The organism is Streptomyces sp. NPDC091292 (assembly GCF_044757265.1).
GTDB lineage: Bacteria > Actinomycetota > Actinomycetes > Streptomycetales > Streptomycetaceae > Streptomyces.
On sequence record NZ_JBIVUQ010000011.1, the window covers coordinates 162,885 to 179,754 of the forward strand.

A 16,870-nucleotide genomic window follows, 5' to 3' on the forward strand; every position below is an offset into this window, starting at 1 on the left:
GGTCGGCCGCTCGAACGAACGTCTACGCTGACCCGTATGGACGCCCTCGCCGGCCTGCTGGAAGGGCCACGCGCGCGTGGCGCCTTCATGATCCGCGCCTGCTTCGATCCGCCGTGGTCCATCCGGATCGAGGACCGCGCCCCGCTCTCCCTGATGGCCATGGCCCGGGGCGAGGCATGGGTACGGCCCGACGGCGCCGAACCCTTCCTCCTGCGCCCCGGTGACGTCGCCGTCGCGCGCGGCCCCGACGCCTATGTCTGCGCCGACGACCCGGCGACCGCACCGCGCGCCCTGATCCTCCCCGGCGGCGCCTGCGCAACGCCCGACGGGCGGTCACTCGACGGGGCCATGGACCTGGGCGTACGGACCTGGGGCGACAACCCCGACGGGTCCGTCGTCATGCTCATCGGCACCTACCAGATGCGGGGCGAGATCAACGGGCGGCTCCTCGACGCGCTGCCGCCGATGCTCGCCCTCACCGCCGACCAGTGGCGGTCGCCGCTGATGCCGATGCTCGCGGAGGAGATGGTGCGGGACGCGCCGGGGCAGGAGGTCGTCCTCGACCGGCTCCTCGACCTCCTCATCATCCAGGTGCTGCGGGCCTGGTTCTCCCGCCCCGAGGCGGCGGCGCCTGCCTGGTACCGGGCGCTCGGCGACCCCGTCGTGGGCCCGGTCCTGCGGCTCCTCCAGGACGACCCCGCGCACCCCTGGACGGTCGCCTCGCTCGCGGCGGAGGCGGGGGTCTCACGGGCCGCGCTGGCGCGCCGTTTCAGCGCGATGGTGGGGGAGCCCCCGATGACGTACCTCACGGGTTGGCGCCTCGCCCTCGCCGCCGACCTGCTGCGCGACGGCGACCACACCATCGCGGCGATCGCCCGGCAGGTGGGGTACGGCAGCGCCTTCGCGCTGTCGAGCGCGTTCAAGCGGGAGTACGGGGTGAGCCCGGCGGACCACCGGGCGGCGAGCTGACCTGGTGGGCAGGTAGCCATGTCGTCCGGTGGGGCGGCTTAGGGTGGGTGAGTGGGTTATGCCGAATGGGGTGCGCGGACGGCGGGGAGCGTGGTCTGGACGCTCACCGGCCACGCCGACGACCCCGCCCCCGTCCTGCCCGACGGGTGCATGGACCTGATCTGGACCGAGGGGCGGCTGATGGTCGCCGGGCCGGACACGCGGGCGTACCGGCCGGAGCGCGGGGCCCGGCGGTATGTCGGGATCCGTTTCTCCCCGGGCACAGGCCCCTCCCTCCTGGGCGCCCCCGCCCACACCCTGCGCAACCTCCGCGTCGACCTCGCCGACCTCTGGCCCGCCGCCGAGGTCCGCCGCCTCACCGCCGAGGTGGACGGCGCCGAGGACCCCGCGACCGCGCTGGAGGCCATCGCGCTGCGCCGCGCAGCCGAGACGGAGCCCCCCGATCCGCTGCTCGCGGCCGTCGTGGCGCGCCTCGCGGCGGGCCAGTCCGTCGCGGCGACCGCCGACGCGCTGGGCCTCGGCGCCCGCCGCCTGCACCGCCGGTCCCTCACCGCGTTCGGCTACGGCCCCAAGACCCTGGCCCGCATCCTCCGCCTCCAACGAGCCCTCGCCCTGGCCCGCCAGGGCACCCCCTTCGCAGCCACAGCAGCACACGCCGGCTACGCGGACCAGGCTCATCTGGCCCGGGATGTAAGGGAGTTGGCGGGGGCACCGCTCAGCTCACTGATCCGCTGAGGGTGGGCCCGAGCGGAGGTGCGAGGGGGTCGGCGGGTGCGCGGAGAGCGGTCCCGGGTGGCGTACGGCTCACCGGTCCGACCCGCGCGGGAGCGGGCGGGTGTGCCGCTCGGCGGCTGATCCGCTGACGGTGTCGGCGAAGGCATCCGCCGGAGGAGAGAGTGGGCCGGACCGGCACGCGGCTCACGGTGCTGGGCTGCGAGGGCATCGCCTTGACGGATACGGCAGTCCGTGTCGGCCCTACGGACCAGGCTCATTTCGCCTGGGAGGCGGGGGAGCGGGCGTGCCGCTCAGTGGGCCGATCCGCTGTCCGGTCCGGCCTGCCGGGTTGGTGACAGTGTGCCAGTGGCGTCAGCGGGTCTGAGCCGCATACGGCTTACGGCACTGGCCCGCGTGGGCAGTCCTCGTCGCGGACGGGTTGGTCGGTGTGCCGCTCTGCGCGCTCTGCGCGCTGATTCGCTGACTGTGGTGTCGAAGGCGTGCCGGTGGCGACCGTAGGTCCGGGCGGTGTGCTGCCTGCCATGTCGGCCCGCGCGGTCTCCCACATCGCGGACGGGTTGGTCGGTGTGCCGCTCAGTGGGCCGATCCGCTGTCCGGTCCGGCCTGCCGGGTTGGTGAAGGTGTGCCAGTGGCGTCAGCGGGTCTGAGCCGCATACGGCCTACGGCACTGGCCCGCGCGGGCAGCCCTCGTCTCCGTCGAGTTGACCGGTGTGCCGCTCGGCGTGCTGATTCGCTGACTGTGTGCCGAAGGCGTGCCGGTGGCGACCGTAGGTCCGGGCGGTGTGCTGCCTGCCGTGCCGGCCCGCGCGGTCTCCCACATCGCGGACGGGTTGGTCGGTGTGCCGCTCAGTGGGCCGATCCGCTGTCCGGTCCGGCCTGCCGTGTTGGTGAAGGTGTGCCAGTGGCGTCAGCGGGTCTGAGCCGCATACGGCTTACGGCACTGGCCGGCGCGGACAGTCCTTGTCGCCGTCGAGTGGGTCGCCGTACCGCTCATCCTGTTGATTCGTTGAGCGTGCCCATACCGCTCACCGTGTCCGCGAACGCTCGCGCCAGGGGCGACAAGGTGTCCCAGCGGCGTACCGCCCAGCCGACCGGGAGTGGCGGCAGGTCCGGTACGGGGAGGAAGCGGAGGGGGCCGTTCGTGCCGGGGACGTAGCGGCCCGGTACCGCTGGTACGACCGCGTGGCCGAGGCCGAGTTCGGCGAGCAGGACGGCGGTGTCCCAGTCGGCGACGCTCGTGTCGGACGTCAGCGGAATGCCCAGCGTGGCGAATGCGGCGTCCAGGTGGGCGCGGGACGACGAGCGGTGCGGGAGCCGGATGTGCCGGGCGGCGGCGAGGTCGTCGGCGTCGGCCCGGGGGCGTTCGGCGAGCGGGTCGTCGGCGCGGACCGCCAGTACCCACGGCAGTTCGATGACCGTCCGCTGCTCGATCCCGCGTACCGGGGCGCCGACGGTCACCCAGGCGAGGTCGAGCAGGTGCGAGGAGAGCGCGTCGAAGCAGTGCCGGCTCGAACTCGCCGTCTGGAACTCCAGGTTCACCCGGGGATGCCGCTGCCGGAAGGCGACGACGGCCTCGGCCATGAAGTGCCGTACGGTCGTCGCGCCCGTCGTGACCCGTACCGAACCGGCCTCCTCCCGTACGAACTCGCCCAGGCGGCGCAGCGCGATGTCCAGTCCGGTGATGCCGTCCGCCGCCGCCGTGAGCAGGATCCGCCCCGCAGGGGTGGGCACGACACCGCGCGGCCTGCGCTCCAGGAGCGGGGTCCCGGTCTCGCGCTCCAGCCGTTTCACCCGCTGACTCACCGCGGACTGCGTGCACGACAGATCCCTGGCCACCGCGCTCAGGCTCCCCGCCCGGCACACCGACACGAACACCCGCAGGTCGTCAAGGGTCATGACCCCCAAGGTATCGCTTGGGTACGGTGAAGGAATCCTGACGATTGACTTGGGTGTCCGACCTGATCGATCATCACCACAGGGCCCAGGGCGGCAACCCGTCCCCCACCCCCGACACCGGTCCGGACCGGCGCCCGGGGACGGGGGAGGGGTGCCGACCCACCGCCGTCGCAAGTCCAGCCCGCCCGGAAGGACGTCCCCGCCGTGCCCACGCCCCCCGCCACCCCCGACGACCCCGCCCCGTACCCCCGGATCACCGTCGCCGTTCTCGGTCCCGGCGGTGTCGGCGGGCTGCTGGCCGCGCTGCTGTCCCGCGCCGGGCACCGGGTCGTCTGCGTCGCGTCGGCGGAGACGGCGGACATGCTGCGCCGGGACGGAATCCGCGTACACAGCGGGCAGTTCGGCGACTTCACGGCGCGCGTCGATGCCGACACGGAGCTGCGCGAACCGGTCGACCTGTGCTTCGTCACCGTCAAACACACCGCGCTGGACGCCGCGTTGGAGCGCGTCCTGCCGGGCCTGGTCGCCGACGGCCTGGTCGTACCGCTGCTCAACGGCATCGAACACCTGGACGCCCTGCGCGCCCGCTACGGCACCCGGCAGGTCGCGGCGGCCGTGATCCGCGTCGAGTCGACCCGCACGGCGCCGGGCGTCGTGGAGCACGGCAGCCCGTTCACGGAGATCGACCTGGCCGGGCCGCCCGAGCGGCTGGCACCGGTGGCCGCGCTGCTGACCGGCGCCGGGATCCGTACCCGCGTGGTCGAGGACGAGACCACCGCGCTCTGGGCGAAACTCGCCTTCCTCGCCCCCTTCGCCCTGCTCACCACCCGCTACCGCCTCACCATCGGCGAGGTACGCACCGCGCACCGCGACGAGCTGACCGCACTGGTCGCGGAGGCCGCCCAGGTCAGCGCGGCGTGCGGCGCCCCGGCCGACCCGGAGCGGGCCATGGCGCTGTACGACGCGTTCCCGGCCGGCGGCAAGTCGTCCATGCTGCGCGACGCGGAGGCGGGCCGCCCGCTCGAACTCGACGCGATCGGCGGGGCGCTGCTGCGGGCGGCCGACCGCCACGGCATCCCCGTACCGGTCGCCGCCCGACTCGTCGCCGACCTGTCAGGCTGACGGCGCCGCCGGAAGCGCCGCGAACAGATCGACACCGTTCCCGTCGGGATCCTGGACCACCGCGTACCGCTGCCCCCAGAAGGCGTCCCAGGGCTTCAGCTCACCCTCGTACCCGGCCGCCACCAGCGCGTCGTACGTCCGGTCGACGTCCTCGGGACCGTCGCACACGAAGGCCAGGCTCATCCGGCCGCCCGTCACGGGCCGCCAGTCGGGGTGGAAGGACCGGACGGTCTCCTCGGTGTCGAGCGCGAACCGCACCCCGCCGGGCAGCGTGGCCTCGACATGCGGTGCCTCGTCGGAGCCGTCGGGGAACGCGATCCCGAGTCGGCGGTAGAAGGCCAGCGAAGCGGCCATGTCGGAGACGACGAGGCCGACAAGATCAAAACGTGGAGTCATACCGCGAGCGTAGGTACCGCCGGCCGCTTCGTCTTGTACGGATCGGACACCCCGTACCGTGTCCGCAAGCAAGCGGGGAGGAAGGAGCGCCGTCGTGACCGACGCGCCTGTGGTACGGACCGTCCATGGTGCGGTACGCGGCCGGTACGAGGAGGTGTCCGGGGGAGCCGGAATCGGCACTTCCAGGCGGGTCGCCGTCTTCCGGGGGATTCCGTACGCCGCGCCGCCGTTCGGTCCGCGCCGCTTCCGGCCGCCCGTGCCGCCCGAGCCCTGGGACGGCGTGCGGGACACGGTCGCCTTCGGGCCGACCGCGCCGAAGGTCCCGTACACGGAGGTGTTCGCCCGGCTGCTCGCCGATCCGGCGGTGCCCGGGGACGACTGCCTCACCGTCAATGTGTGGACGCCCGAGCCCGCGCCCGGCGCGCGTCTGCCGGTCTTCGTGTGGATCCACGGCGGCGCCCTGACCCGTGGCTCGTCGGCCGTTCCCGTCTACGACGGCGGCGCCTTCGCGCGGGACGGTGTCGTCCTGGTCTCCCTCAACTACCGGCTCGGCGTGGAGGGGTACGGCCTCTTCCCCGACGCCCCGGCCAACCCCGGCCTGCGCGACCAGATCGCCGCCCTGGAGTGGGTACGCGACAACGTCGCCGGATTCGGCGGCGACCCGGACCGGGTGACCGTCTTCGGCGAGTCCGCGGGCGCCATCAGCATCGGCGCCCTGCTCACCAGCCCCCGCGCGCAAGGGTTGTTCCGGCGGGCGGTGCTCCAGAGCGGCCCGCCGGAGACCGTGCCGCGCGACAAGGTGCGCCGCATGGTCCGCCGTATGGCCGACCGGTTGAAGGTCCCCGCGACCGCCCGCGCGTTCGCCGCCGTGGACCGGACCGCGCTCCTCGCCGCGCAGCGCGAGGCCGTCCGGCGCAGCAGCCCGCTCCTCGGCGGACCGGCGTTCGGGATCGTCGTGGACGGCGACACCGTGCCCGCCGAACCCCTGGACGCCCTGACCGCGGGTGCCGCCGCCGACATCGACCTGATGGCCGGCTGGACCGCCGACGAGTACCGCCTGTGGCTCGCACCCACCGGACTCACCGACCGTATCGACCGGCTCGGCCCGCTCGCGGTGGCCGGCGCCATGGCCCGCTGCCGCTGCGGACCCGACGTGGTCCGCGGCTACCGCGCCGCACTGCCCGGCGCCCCCACCTCGACGCTGGTCGGCCAGATGATCACCGACCGGATACTCAGACTGCCGGTCCAGCGCGTCGCCGAGTCCCGCACCGCCGGACCCGCCCGCACCTTCGTGTACGAGTTCGCCTGGCCGTCGCACATCCCCGGACTCGGCGCCTGCCACGCCCTGGAGCTGGGCTTCGTCTTCGACACGGTCGGCACCCCGGAAGCGGCGATGCTCACCGGACCCGGCGCCCCGCAGGGCCTCGCGGACGCGCTGCACGGCGCGTGGGTGCGGTTCGCGGTCACCGGCGACCCGGGGTGGCCCGCGTGGGACGCGGGCCACCCGGTGCGGCGCTTCGGCACGGACGGCGGGCCCGAGGTGGTCCACGGGCCGCGCGACCGCGAACTCGCCCTGTGGCGGCCCGCGTCCGCCGCGCGCTGACCGACCCGGCTCAGCGGTTCCCGGTGGCCCCGGTGGCCCCGGTGGCCGAGAACACGAACGAGAACGTGGCCGGTCCGGCGCCGAGCGCGTACTGAGGAAGGACCCCGGGCCCGCAGGACGCCGAGCCGATGCCCTGCTGCCCGTGGTCGACGGTGACATGGACGCGGTCGCCGGGCACCAGGTCCGTCAGATGCGTCGCCGCGTCCAGCTCCTCCGTGGTCCAGCGGCGGGCCGTGAACCAGAACAGCGGATCACCGTCGATCCGCAACCCCCGCCCCCGGTCCGTCAGTTCGGCCCAGCGGACCTCCGCGCGGGCACCGTTCTCCTGGGGCCGCACATAGGGCGACTGGAGCGCGTCCACGTCCTGCGACCACCGCGCGACCAGTTCGCCGCCACCGGTGTCCGGATACTTCTCGCCCGGCCCCGCCCCGTACCAGAGGACGTCGCCGAGGCCCCGCGGCAGGGCGAAGCGGACACCGAGCCGGGGCAGCGGCACGTCCCAGTCGCCCTCCGGTTCCACGGTCACGGTCAGCGCGAGGCGGTGCTCGTCGGCGGTCCACCGGTACACCGTGGCCAGGCCCAGATCGGTGGCCGCCGGGGCGACCCGGGTCCGGACCGTCAGCGCGCCGTCCGTCAACTCCACGCCGTCCAGGCGGTGCCGGACCCGGTGCAGACCGATCTTGTGCCACCGGGCGGCGAGCTGGGTCGCGGGCCGCCAGGAGGCGCCGCCGTCGTTGTCCGTGGGCGCCCGCCACACATCGAGGCGCAGCCCCTCGACCGGCACAGGGCCGACCGTGCGCAGCTCACCGGTGTCCGCGTCGAACGACGCCGGGCCCAGCGTGATCAGCCGCTCCCCGCGCACGGGCGCGTCCCCGCTGGGCAGCCCGAGCGGCGGCCGGGGCGCGACCGCGACCTGCCCCCGCGCCACGGCGTACCCGAGCCGGACCCAGGGCGTCGCGACGGCGGTCAGAGCCGTCACCGTCGCATACGTCTCCTGAGCCGGACCCCTCGACGGTGATGACGGTGGCGCGGGCAGCTTGACCTCGGCGCTCTCGCCGGGCGCCAAGGGCGGCACGCTCAGCGGCCCGTGACCGACGGTCTCCCCGTCCACCGCGTACGACCACTCGAAACTCAGCGCCGACAGATCGGCGAAGTCGTACAGATTGGTGATCCGGACCGTGTCCGCGCCCGGGTCGCCCTCGATCCGCACCGGCTGCACGACGTGCTTGAAGTCGGTCAGGCCGGGGGACGGGGTGCGGTCGGGGAACAGCAGCCCGTCGCACACGAAGTTCCCGTCGTGCGGGTCCTCGCCGAAGTCACCCCCGTACGCGAACCCCAGCGTGTCGTGGCGCAGGCCGTGGTCGATCCACTCCCAGACGAAACCGCCCTGGCAGCGCGCGTACGTCTCGAACAGCCGCTGGTAGTCGGCGAGCCCGCCGGGGCCGTTGCCCATGGCGTGCCCGTACTCGCACAGCACGAACGGCATCGCGCGCCTGCGGGCGTCCGCCTCGGGGTCCTCCAGCGGGTCCTCCGTGCGCTCGCCGATCCGGCGGACCTCCGCGTGGTCGGCGTACATGCGGGAGTAGAAGTCGGTGTCCGCGCAGGACCAGTCGCTCTCGTAGTGGATCAGGCGGTCCGGGTCGCGGGAGCGGATCCACTCGGCCATCGCGGTCAGCCCCGCGCCGGTCCCGCACTCGTTGCCGAGGGACCAGACGATCACCGACGGATGGTTCTTGTCGCGCTCCACCATGCGGGCCGCGCGGTCGAGAAGCGCCGGGGTCCAGCGCTCGTCGGCGACGGGGTTGCCGCGCCAGCCGACCGCGTGGAAGCCGTGCGTCTCCAGGTCGCACTCGTCCACGACCCACAGGCCCGCCTCGTCGCACAGGTCGAGGAACGCCGGGTGCGGCGGGTAGTGGCTGGTGCGGACCGCGTTGATGTTGTGCTGCTTCATCAGGCGGATGTCGTCGCGCATGGTCTCCAGGTCGACGGCCCGGCCGTGCTCGGGGTGGAACTCGTGCCGGTTGACGCCGCGCAGCAGGATGTGGCGGCCGTTGACCTTGATGAGCCCGTCCTCCACGACGACGGTCCGGAAGCCGATCCGCAGCGGGATCCGCTCCCCGGCGGTGGCCAGTTCGGCTCCGTACAGGCGCGGCGTCTCGGCGGTCCAGGGCTCCACCGGCACGGTCACGGATTCGCCGGTCGCGATGTCGATGCCCAGTTCGGGCACGGTGACCCGGCCGCCGGGCGCGCACTCCACGCGCAGCGTTCCGGTGCCGTCCCGGTGGTCGTAGGAGGCGTGCACGAAGTGGTCGCGTACGGCGCCCGACGGGCGGTGCAGCAGGGTCACGTCACGGAAGATCCCGGGCAGCCACCACTGGTCCTGGTCCTCCAGATAGCTCCCGGACGACCACTGGTGGACCCGGACCGCCAGCACATTGCCCTCGGGCCGCAGCAGCGCTCCGACCGCGAACTCGTGCGGCAGCCGGGAGCCCGTGAACTCGCCCAGCTCGGTGCCGTTGAGCCACACCCGGGCACAGGAGTCGACGCCGTCGAACCGGAGGAGGACGTCACCGGGGTCCTGGTCGTCACCGGCGCCGCCCCGGGTGCCGGGCCACTCGCCGGCGGGCAGGTCGAAGGTCCGCAGATGGTCCCCGGTCGGGTTCTCGGTGGGCACGCGCGGCGGGTCGACGGGGAAGGGGTAGAGGGTGTTCGTGTACGCGGGCGAGCCATGGCGTCCGTCGCCCTGGAGCACCCAGTGTCCTGGCACCGTCAGCTCGTCCCAGCCGGCCGCGTCGAAGCCGGGCCGGGCGAAGGAGTCGTCGTGGGTGGTCGCTGTGGGGGAGAGCCGGAACCGCCAGGCGCCGTTGAGCGGGAGTCGGGCGGCGGTCGACGTCGCGTACCAGGCGCGGGGCGGAAGGCTGCCGTGACCTGGGGAGACGTGGTCATGCGTACGCGGGTCCTGAGGCATGTGTCCCATCAGATCCAACGCGGGATGCCGATTCAACCCTGCCACGGCGGCCACCCGTTGGACTTTCCGGGACCCGGTTGGACTCCCCACCACGGGACCCGCCCGGCGAGAGGCATACGGTGAGGAACGGGAGCAACGCGCGCTCACGCCACGAGCAGCGGGGACGCCACGAGGAGCGAGGAGAGACGATGGGCACCACGGACAGCCGCACCGCACTGGTCGAGGATCTGCTGGAGCGGTTTCCGCATGTGCCGCGCGAGGCCGTGTTCAAGGAGGACCTGCTGCGCGGCGGCCTCGCCTTCGACGAGTCGGCCCTCAGCGACACGGCGAACGAGGCATCCGGCGACATCAAGCCCAAGTCGTACTTCATCTTCTCCTTCGACCACGGCACCCTGCCCGAGCTGGGCGCCGCCGCGCTGCGCCGCCCGCCCGAGGAGATCGTCCTGACCGGCGGCCCCTACGACCTGCGCCGCACGGTCGTGTCGGTACGGGTCAACCCGGCGTCCCCTTACCGGGTCGCCGCCGACGAGGACGGCGTACTCGGCCTCTACCTGGACGGCCGCCGCATCTCCGACGTCGGCCTGCCGCCGATGCCGGACTACTACCGGCACACCCTCGCCAACGGCAAGTCGGTGATGGAGGTCGCACCGACGATCCAGTGGGGCTACCTCGTCTATCTGACGGTCTTCCGGGTCTGCCAGTACTTCGGCGCCAAGGAGGAATGCCAGTACTGCGACATCAATCACAATTGGCGCCAGCACAAGGCGGCGGGCCGCCCCTACACCGGGGTCAAGGACGTAGACGAGGTCCTGGAGGCGCTGGAGATCATCGACCGGTACGACACGGCGAAGACCTCCACCGCGTACACCCTGACGGGCGGCGCGGTCACGTCGAAGGTCGCGGGCCGCGACGAGGCCGACTTCTACGGGCACTACGCGAAGGCCATCGAGGAGCGCTTCCCCGGCCGCTGGATCGGCAAGGTCGTCGCGCAGGCACTGCCGAAGGACGACGTCCAGCGCTTCAAGGACTACGGCGTGCAGATCTACCACCCCAACTACGAGGTGTGGGACCGGCGCCTGTTCGAGCTGTACTGCCCCGGCAAGGAGCGCTACGTCGGCCGTGACGAGTGGCACCGCCGCATCCTCGACTCGGCCGATGTGTTCGGCGCGCGCAATGTCATCCCGAACTTCGTGGCGGGCGTCGAGATGGCGGAACCCTTCGGCTTCACGACGGTCGACGACGCGATCAAGTCGACCACGGAGGGGCTGCGGTACTTCATGTCCCACGGCATCACGCCCCGGTTCACCACCTGGTGCCCCGAGCCGACGACCCCGCTCGGCAAGGCCAACCCGCAGGGCGCGCCGCTGGAGTACCACATCCGCCTCCTGGAGTCGTACCGCGCCACGATGGACGAGTTCGGCCTGTCGTCGCCGCCCGGCTACGGTCCCGCGGGCCCCGGCCGGGCGGTCTTCTCGGTCAGCTCCTTCATGGACAGCCTGCAGGCGCAGGAGGAGGGGGCGGTGTGACGGCGCCGTAGTCGAGTGATCCGGTCGGGTCAGCGCTTGGGCTTCGCGCAGAGGGCCGCGTCGACGGCGCCCTGGAGGTGGGCGAGGCGGGAGCCCTGTGCGGACCAGGTGGTCGTGTAGACGGTGACGGTGCCCCGGCCGCCGGTGGCCCGTCCGCCGCCGACCGAGTTGCCCGGGAGGTCGCCGCCGTGGCCCCAGTACACGCCGCCGCAGCTCAACGGGGTACTGGCGACGCCGTACCCGTAGCGGCTGCCCGCCGGGTACACGTCACGCCCACCGACGTCGGTCGTGTCGTGGGTCATCAGCCGCAGGGCCCAGCCCGGCAGGAGCTTGCCGCCGAACAGGCCGTCCCAGAAGGCGTTGAGGTCCTTCGGGGTCGTCACCAGACCGCCCGACGCACCGAACTCGTAGCCCGGCAGCTCCGTCACGTCGATCTGGCCCGCCTCGGGGGCGGCCGGGTGGAATCCGTAGTTGCGGGCGTGCGGGCCCCGCAGGGTGAGTTCGCCGGGCGCCGGCCAGTACGTGTCCTTCAGGCGCAGGGGCTTGAGGACGGTCCGCTCGATGTACGTGCGGAAGTCGGTGCCCGACACGCGGTCGATCACCATGCCGAGGACGAGGTAGTTGGTGTTGGAGTAGCCCCACGCGGTGTCGGCCTCGAAGTCGGACCCGTGGCGCAGCGCCAGACCGAGATAGGTCTCGGGTGTCCCCGGCTGCTGCCAGTCGACCAGGTTCGCGTACTCGGTCAGACCGCTGCGCTGCTTGAGGAGTTGGCGAAGAGTGATCGGGCTGCCGGCGAGCTGGGGCACGTAGCGCCCCGCGCGGTCGTCCAGGCGGAGCTTGCCGTCCGCCACCAGACGCATGACCGCCGCCGCCGTGAACGCCTTGGTGTCGCTCGCCGCCCGGAACCGGCCGTCCGTCCCCACCATCGGCTTCCCGCTGCCGAGTTCGGCGGTCCCCGCGGTGACGGTGCGCCGCCCGTCGTAGGCGAGCGCGCCCGGCACCCCGTCCTCGCCGACGAGAAGATCCAACTGCCGCTGCACGGAAGGCTTTTCGGCTCTACGGGGGCTGTCGGAGTTCGCCGTGGTCGTGGCGGCGGTGGCGAGCGGCGCGGCCGTGGCCGTGAGTGCGGCGGCGAGCAGGACGGCGGTGGTGGCGCGCAGGCGCTGAGTGGTCATACGAGGTCTTCCCCCTTGTCGTACGGGCCCGATGATCGTCGTGGGACCCGTGATCCACGGTCGCCCCTGAGGGCGTGCCTCCACTCTGGCCGAATCCGACACCGGTGATCACTGGGGCTGCCCACCCGACCTGGGGGTGTACCTAGGCCCCCTCCAGGGTGCGACGTGATCATGGCCGGGTCGCGCGCTACCCACCCGTACGCGGGTCTGCTGCGATGGTGCGAGGAAGCGGGGACGGCGCCTGTGTCCCCGCCGGTCGATCTGATGGCGGTGGTGGTGTGGAAGCGGAGCTGGTGGCCCTGGCGACGACGGGGGCGACAACGCTCGTCACGGTGATGGCGTCGGATGCCTGGGTGCAGATCAAGGACCGGTTCGCCGGATTCTTCGCCCGGCGCGGAGATGATCACGCGGCCGAGGAAATGCGGGCTTCACAGCGGGAGTTGACGGCTGCGGCACAGGACGGTGGCGAGGACACCGCAGCCGATATCGAGGCGGGTTGGCGCATTCGGCTGCGCCGGGCGCTGGCGGAAGATCCGGCGGCTGCGGATGAACTGCGGGAGCTGCTGGCCGAGTTGGCCCCTTCTCCGGATGGTGAACGGGAAGGCGGGGTCCACAACAACACGATCAAGGGCGGCGTCGTACGGACGGTGGTTCAGGCGCGGGATATTTCGGGGCTGACGATTGGCGATACGAGGGGTTCCTGACCGGGTGGGAAGGCGGGGTGATTTTGCGGCCACCCCGCCTCTTTGCCTTCCGGTACGGATTCAGAGCTGCGGTGGCACCGTTTCTTTCGTCATGATGCACCGCTGAGCGGTGGCGACGGTTTTCTCATGTGACGGGGCCGAGTAATCCGAAGTTGTGGCGGTCTGGACTCCTACCACCATCAGGATTCCGGAGGTTATGAGTGACACGACCACAGCTCGCAACTTCACCACGCGCTTGTTCCCTCTGCTGCTGTTCGATCTTGAGAGGGCACAGTAGCACCGGTGTGCGAGTTCCGGAAATTCGGACGAAATTAGCTACCGGCAAGTTACTTGCGTTCGGTACCGTCCATCGCGCCCGTGAAATCGGCGAGCCGTATGCGTAGAATGTCTAATTCTTCCGGGTCGAGTGCATCAAGGGAAGCCAAGCCTTCGCTAACCAGCGCTCGAATATCGGCGGGCCCTCCCAGGGCCATCCTCGCCTCCGCCAACCCCATATGCGCCGCCGCCACCTCGTCCAGGTCATGGATACGGGCCGCCGCCGCGCCGGCCGTCTCGAAGTGGCCGACCGCCAGGTCCACGCGCCCTCGCTCCAGGTGAGCGCGGCCGAGGCAGCGGTGGGCCTGGGCCACCTGATGGGCCGCCCCGATGTCCGTGGCGAGCCGGAGCGCGTCCGTCTGGAAATTCACAGCCTCTTCAAGGCTTCCGACGCGGCGGTGCGCCTCACCGATGCCGATCAATGTCTCGGCCTGGCTTTTACTGTCGCCCAGGGACTGGAATTCCTGGAGGGATTCCCGGAACAGCGGAAGGGCCTCGGCGGCTTCGCCGATCTCCGTCAGGGTATCCGCAAGGCTCGCACGGGCGGTGGCCCGGTCATAGCGATTACCCGCCGTCTCCATAAAGGAAAGCGCCTCCTCGAAATGGCGCCTCGCCTCTGGATAATTCCCCTCACGCAGACGTAAGTCACCGACATTATTGAGGGCCTTGGCGGATGACAGTTTGTCGCCGCCTTCCGTGAAGCCGGCGATCGCCTGCTGGAAATACTCCAGGGCCCTGTCGTGTTCCCCGAGGAAGAGTAGTGTGATGGCCACGTTGTTCTGCACTCTGGCCTGCTGCCATGCGTCACCGGTCGCCGCCTTGATAGCCAATGACTTCTGGAAACAATCCAGCGCGGCGCGATTCTCCCCCAGATGCCAGTTCAGCATTCCGGCGATGCGCAGGGCCTCCGCCTCGGCCTCGGTGTCCCCCGTCGCGCGGGCGAGGCCGAGCGCCTGCGTACCGGTGTCGGCGGCCTCCAGATAGCGACCGGTGTTCCCGTGCGTCGCGCTGAGCGAGATCAGCGCGCGGCACAAGGCGTCCTGAGTACCGCTCCCGGCCCAGTGCGCGACGGCGTGCCGCAGTACGGACTCCGCGTCCTGCCAGTGGCACTCGGCTTCGAGGAATCCGGCCAGGGAGTAGGCGATACGGGCGTGCCCTTCGTGATCGCCCTCGGCGCGGGCGTGGTCCTCGGCGGCGAGGAGATTCCCGCGCTCGGTCTCCAGCCAGGACTTCGCGGCATCGGCATCCGGCCACACCGGCACCGCGAACCGCGCCTCACCCCTCGGGAGCCGCCGCCTGAGGCGGCGCGGATAGGCCACGCGGTCGGCACGGTCGACGGCCTCCCCGTAGAAGTCGGTCATCCGCCGCAGCACGTGCGCGCGAGAGCCGCTGTCGTCCTCGGACAGGGCGAGCGACCGCGCGTACTCACGGAGGAGGTCGTGATAGCGATACCGGTCCGGCTGAGGCTCCCGTAACAGGTGACACACCATCAGCTCTTCGAGCAACCGCTCGGCCGTCCCGACCGGCACATCGAGCATCGCGGCGGCCACCTCCGCGCCGAAGTCGCCGCCCGGATGCAGGCTCAGCCGGCGGAAGGCGGTGCGCTGGTCGTCGGTGAGGGTGCGGTACGAGAGGTCGAACGCGCGCGCCATCTCGGTGTCGGCGTCCCGGATTTCGGCCAGCCGGCCGGGACTTCGGGCCAGCCGGTCGCCCAGGGTGGCCGGCGTCCAGGAGGGCCGCGCCTGGAACCGGGTCGCGACCAGCTCGATCGCCAGCGGGAGATGACCGCACAACTGCACGATCCGGCGCACCTCGCGGACATCCGCGGTGCGGTCCTCACCGGCGAATCGGCGGAACAGGGCGATGGCGTCGGGCGTGGGCAGCACGTCCAGCGCGATCGTACGGGCGTGCGGGAGGCCGGTCAGGTGGCGCCGACTGGTGATGATCACCAGCGATGACGACCCCTCAGGCAGCAGCGGTGCGACCTGGGCGGCGTTGACGGCGTCGTCCAGGACGACGACCGCGCGCCGCTCGGCCAGCATGTGCCGCCACAGGGTGATCCGTTCGTCGAGATCCACCGGAATGGTCTGCGCCGGGGCGCCGAGCAGCCGTAACAGCGTGGCCAGCGCCTCGGCCGGGGCGAGCGGCCGTTGGGCGGGGGAGTGCGCCCGCAGATCCACGTACAACTGGGCCGCCGGGTATCGGGCTGCCAGCCGCATCGCCGTGTGCACCGCGACGGTCGTCTTCCCGACCCCGGCCATCCCGCTCACCGTCTCCAGCGAGATCACCGCGCCGTACGCCGTGGCGGTCACCGCCTCGGTCAGGGACCGGAGTTCGGCGCTGCGGCCCACCAGCGGGGGTTGATGCGGCAGATTCCTGGGCGCGGGCGGTACCGGTGCCGCCCTCTTCCCGCTTCCGCCCACCCTCCCCGGCCCCGGCCCCGTCCCCGGCCCCGTCCGTGGAGACCCTTCCGGGGCCGTGGGCCGCGCCCCCGGTACCAGATCCCGTACCGGCACATGGTCGAGGATGCCGACGTGCAGCCGGTTGAGTTCGGGGCCGGGCCGGGTGCCGAACTCCGTCGTGAGCGTCTGCCGTGCGTCCTGATGGACGCGCAGCGCCTCGCCGTACCGTCCGCTGCCGTAATAGGCCACCATCAGCTGGCCCAGGACGGTCTCGTCGGCGGGGTACCGCCCGGCCAGCGCCGACAACTCGCCGACCACGTCCGCGAAATGGCCAAGCCGGAGCTGGGCTCCGGTGCGCAGGACGGTGGCCCGCAGCCGGCTCTCCTCCAGGGTGCGCCGCACGTCCTCGGCCCAGGCACCCGGCAGTCCGGCCAGCGGCTCGCCCTGCCAGAGGCCGTCCGCGCGGGTGAGCAGGTCGACGGTGCCACGGTCGTCGTCGGCGGGGCGGGCGGCCACCAGGCGCCGGAAGACCTGCCAGTCCACGAGATCGTCGTCGCCCTCCAGGCAGTACGTGTGTGCCCGTCCGGTGATCCGGGGCGCCGAGTCTCCGGCCAGTCGCAGGCGTTTGCGGATCCGGGAGACGTAGACGTGGACGTTCTCGCGGGCGCGGTCGGGGGCTTCGCCGTCCCAGAGCCGCCCGACCAGCGTGTCCAGGGACACCGCGCGGCCGGCGTCGAGCGCGAGTGCGGCCAGCAGCGTGCGCGACTTGTCGGATCCCAGGTCGACCAGGCCACCGTCGATCCGCAGTCCGACCGGCCCGAGTACGAGGATGTCCACCAGCGCGCCCTCCCCGCTGGTTCGTCGGTCCGCTGGTCCGTGCGTCCGCTGTGCGTCCGTCGTTCGTCCGTTTTGATGAGCATGACAGCACGCTCACCGTGGTCACCAGACGGCACGGCCAGGCTGGCTCAAACCCTGTGGTGACGGTGAGTTCGCCCATGCGGTCGGCATCGTGGTGACCGGCACCCGGGTAGGACGCAGAGAGTTCGGTCGACCGCACGG

The 16,870-nt window shown here is 72.1% G+C and carries 11 protein-coding genes; 6 read left to right on the forward strand and 5 right to left on the reverse strand.

Annotated features, from left to right (window positions below; genetic code table 11):
- The first annotated feature begins 36 nt into the window (after positions 1-36).
- Positions 37-969: an AraC family transcriptional regulator gene (locus ACIQNU_RS27240; RefSeq protein ID WP_401371473.1), complete on the forward strand. Its 933-nt coding sequence runs from the start codon at positions 37-39 to the stop codon at positions 967-969.
- Positions 970-1,020: 51 nt separating this feature from the next.
- On the forward strand, positions 1,021-1,704 hold the full coding sequence (locus ACIQNU_RS27245) for a helix-turn-helix domain-containing protein (protein ID WP_401371475.1): 684 nt from the start codon (positions 1,021-1,023) through the stop codon (positions 1,702-1,704).
- A gap of 990 nt (positions 1,705-2,694) precedes the next feature.
- Here the strand turns inward: ACIQNU_RS27245 and ACIQNU_RS27250 are convergent.
- Positions 2,695-3,600 (reverse strand): LysR family transcriptional regulator, encoded by a 906-nt coding sequence (locus tag ACIQNU_RS27250; RefSeq protein WP_401371477.1) that lies wholly within the window; start codon positions 3,598-3,600, stop codon positions 2,695-2,697.
- A gap of 204 nt (positions 3,601-3,804) precedes the next feature.
- Between ACIQNU_RS27250 and ACIQNU_RS27255 the strand changes: the two genes are divergently transcribed.
- Entirely contained in the window at positions 3,805-4,722 is a 918-nt protein-coding gene (locus ACIQNU_RS27255; RefSeq protein ID WP_401371479.1) for a ketopantoate reductase family protein, read from the forward strand.
- Here the strand turns inward: ACIQNU_RS27255 and ACIQNU_RS27260 are convergent.
- Positions 4,714-5,118 carry a VOC family protein gene (locus tag ACIQNU_RS27260; protein ID WP_401371481.1) on the reverse strand — a complete coding sequence of 135 codons (405 nt, stop codon included), beginning with the start codon at positions 5,116-5,118 and terminating at the stop codon, positions 4,714-4,716. The two genes, ACIQNU_RS27255 and ACIQNU_RS27260, sit on opposite strands and share 9 nt — an antisense overlap.
- A 94-nt stretch (positions 5,119-5,212) precedes the next feature.
- On the opposite strand from ACIQNU_RS27260, the gene ACIQNU_RS27265 reads away from it, so the two are divergent.
- Positions 5,213-6,721: a carboxylesterase/lipase family protein gene (locus tag ACIQNU_RS27265; RefSeq protein WP_401371483.1), complete on the forward strand. Its 1,509-nt coding sequence runs from the start codon at positions 5,213-5,215 to the stop codon at positions 6,719-6,721.
- A 10-nt stretch (positions 6,722-6,731) separates the two neighbouring features.
- Here the strand turns inward: ACIQNU_RS27265 and ACIQNU_RS27270 are convergent, their stop codons facing one another.
- Entirely contained in the window at positions 6,732-9,689 is a 2,958-nt protein-coding gene (locus ACIQNU_RS27270) for a glycoside hydrolase family 2 TIM barrel-domain containing protein (RefSeq protein ID WP_401371485.1), read from the reverse strand.
- A gap of 188 nt (positions 9,690-9,877) precedes the next feature.
- On the opposite strand from ACIQNU_RS27270, the gene ACIQNU_RS27275 reads away from it, so the two are divergent.
- Complete coding sequence (locus tag ACIQNU_RS27275) at positions 9,878-11,215, forward strand: radical SAM protein (protein ID WP_401371487.1); 1,338 nt, start codon at positions 9,878-9,880, stop codon at positions 11,213-11,215.
- A gap of 29 nt (positions 11,216-11,244) precedes the next feature.
- Here the strand turns inward: ACIQNU_RS27275 and ACIQNU_RS27280 are convergent, their stop codons facing one another.
- Positions 11,245-12,390, reverse strand: a complete 1,146-nt coding sequence (locus tag ACIQNU_RS27280) for a serine hydrolase domain-containing protein (protein WP_401371489.1) — start codon at positions 12,388-12,390, stop codon at positions 11,245-11,247.
- A 278-nt stretch (positions 12,391-12,668) separates the two neighbouring features.
- Between ACIQNU_RS27280 and ACIQNU_RS27285 the strand changes: the two genes are divergently transcribed.
- Positions 12,669-13,094: a hypothetical protein gene (locus ACIQNU_RS27285; RefSeq protein WP_401371491.1), complete on the forward strand. Its 426-nt coding sequence runs from the start codon at positions 12,669-12,671 to the stop codon at positions 13,092-13,094.
- A gap of 326 nt (positions 13,095-13,420) precedes the next feature.
- Here ACIQNU_RS27285 and ACIQNU_RS27290 read toward each other — a convergent pair whose 3' ends face one another.
- Entirely contained in the window at positions 13,421-16,648 is a 3,228-nt protein-coding gene (locus ACIQNU_RS27290) for an AfsR/SARP family transcriptional regulator (protein ID WP_401371493.1), read from the reverse strand.
- Positions 16,649-16,870 lie beyond the last annotated feature (222 nt).

What these genes read in the sequence shown, in the direction of transcription:
- ACIQNU_RS27240 (WP_401371473.1), top strand. Translation starts at nt 37, where the DNA reads ATGGACGCCCTCGCCGGCCTGCTGGAAGGGCCACGCGCGCGTGGCGCC.
- ACIQNU_RS27250 (WP_401371477.1), bottom strand. Translation starts at nt 3,600, where the DNA reads ATGACCCTTGACGACCTGCGGGTGTTCGTGTCGGTGTGCCGGGCGGGG.
- ACIQNU_RS27260 (WP_401371481.1), bottom strand. Translation starts at nt 5,118, where the DNA reads ATGACTCCACGTTTTGATCTTGTCGGCCTCGTCGTCTCCGACATGGCC.
- ACIQNU_RS27270 (WP_401371485.1), bottom strand. Translation starts at nt 9,689, where the DNA reads ATGCCTCAGGACCCGCGTACGCATGACCACGTCTCCCCAGGTCACGGC.
- ACIQNU_RS27275 (WP_401371487.1), top strand. Translation starts at nt 9,878, where the DNA reads ATGGGCACCACGGACAGCCGCACCGCACTGGTCGAGGATCTGCTGGAG.
- ACIQNU_RS27280 (WP_401371489.1), bottom strand. Translation starts at nt 12,390, where the DNA reads ATGACCACTCAGCGCCTGCGCGCCACCACCGCCGTCCTGCTCGCCGCC.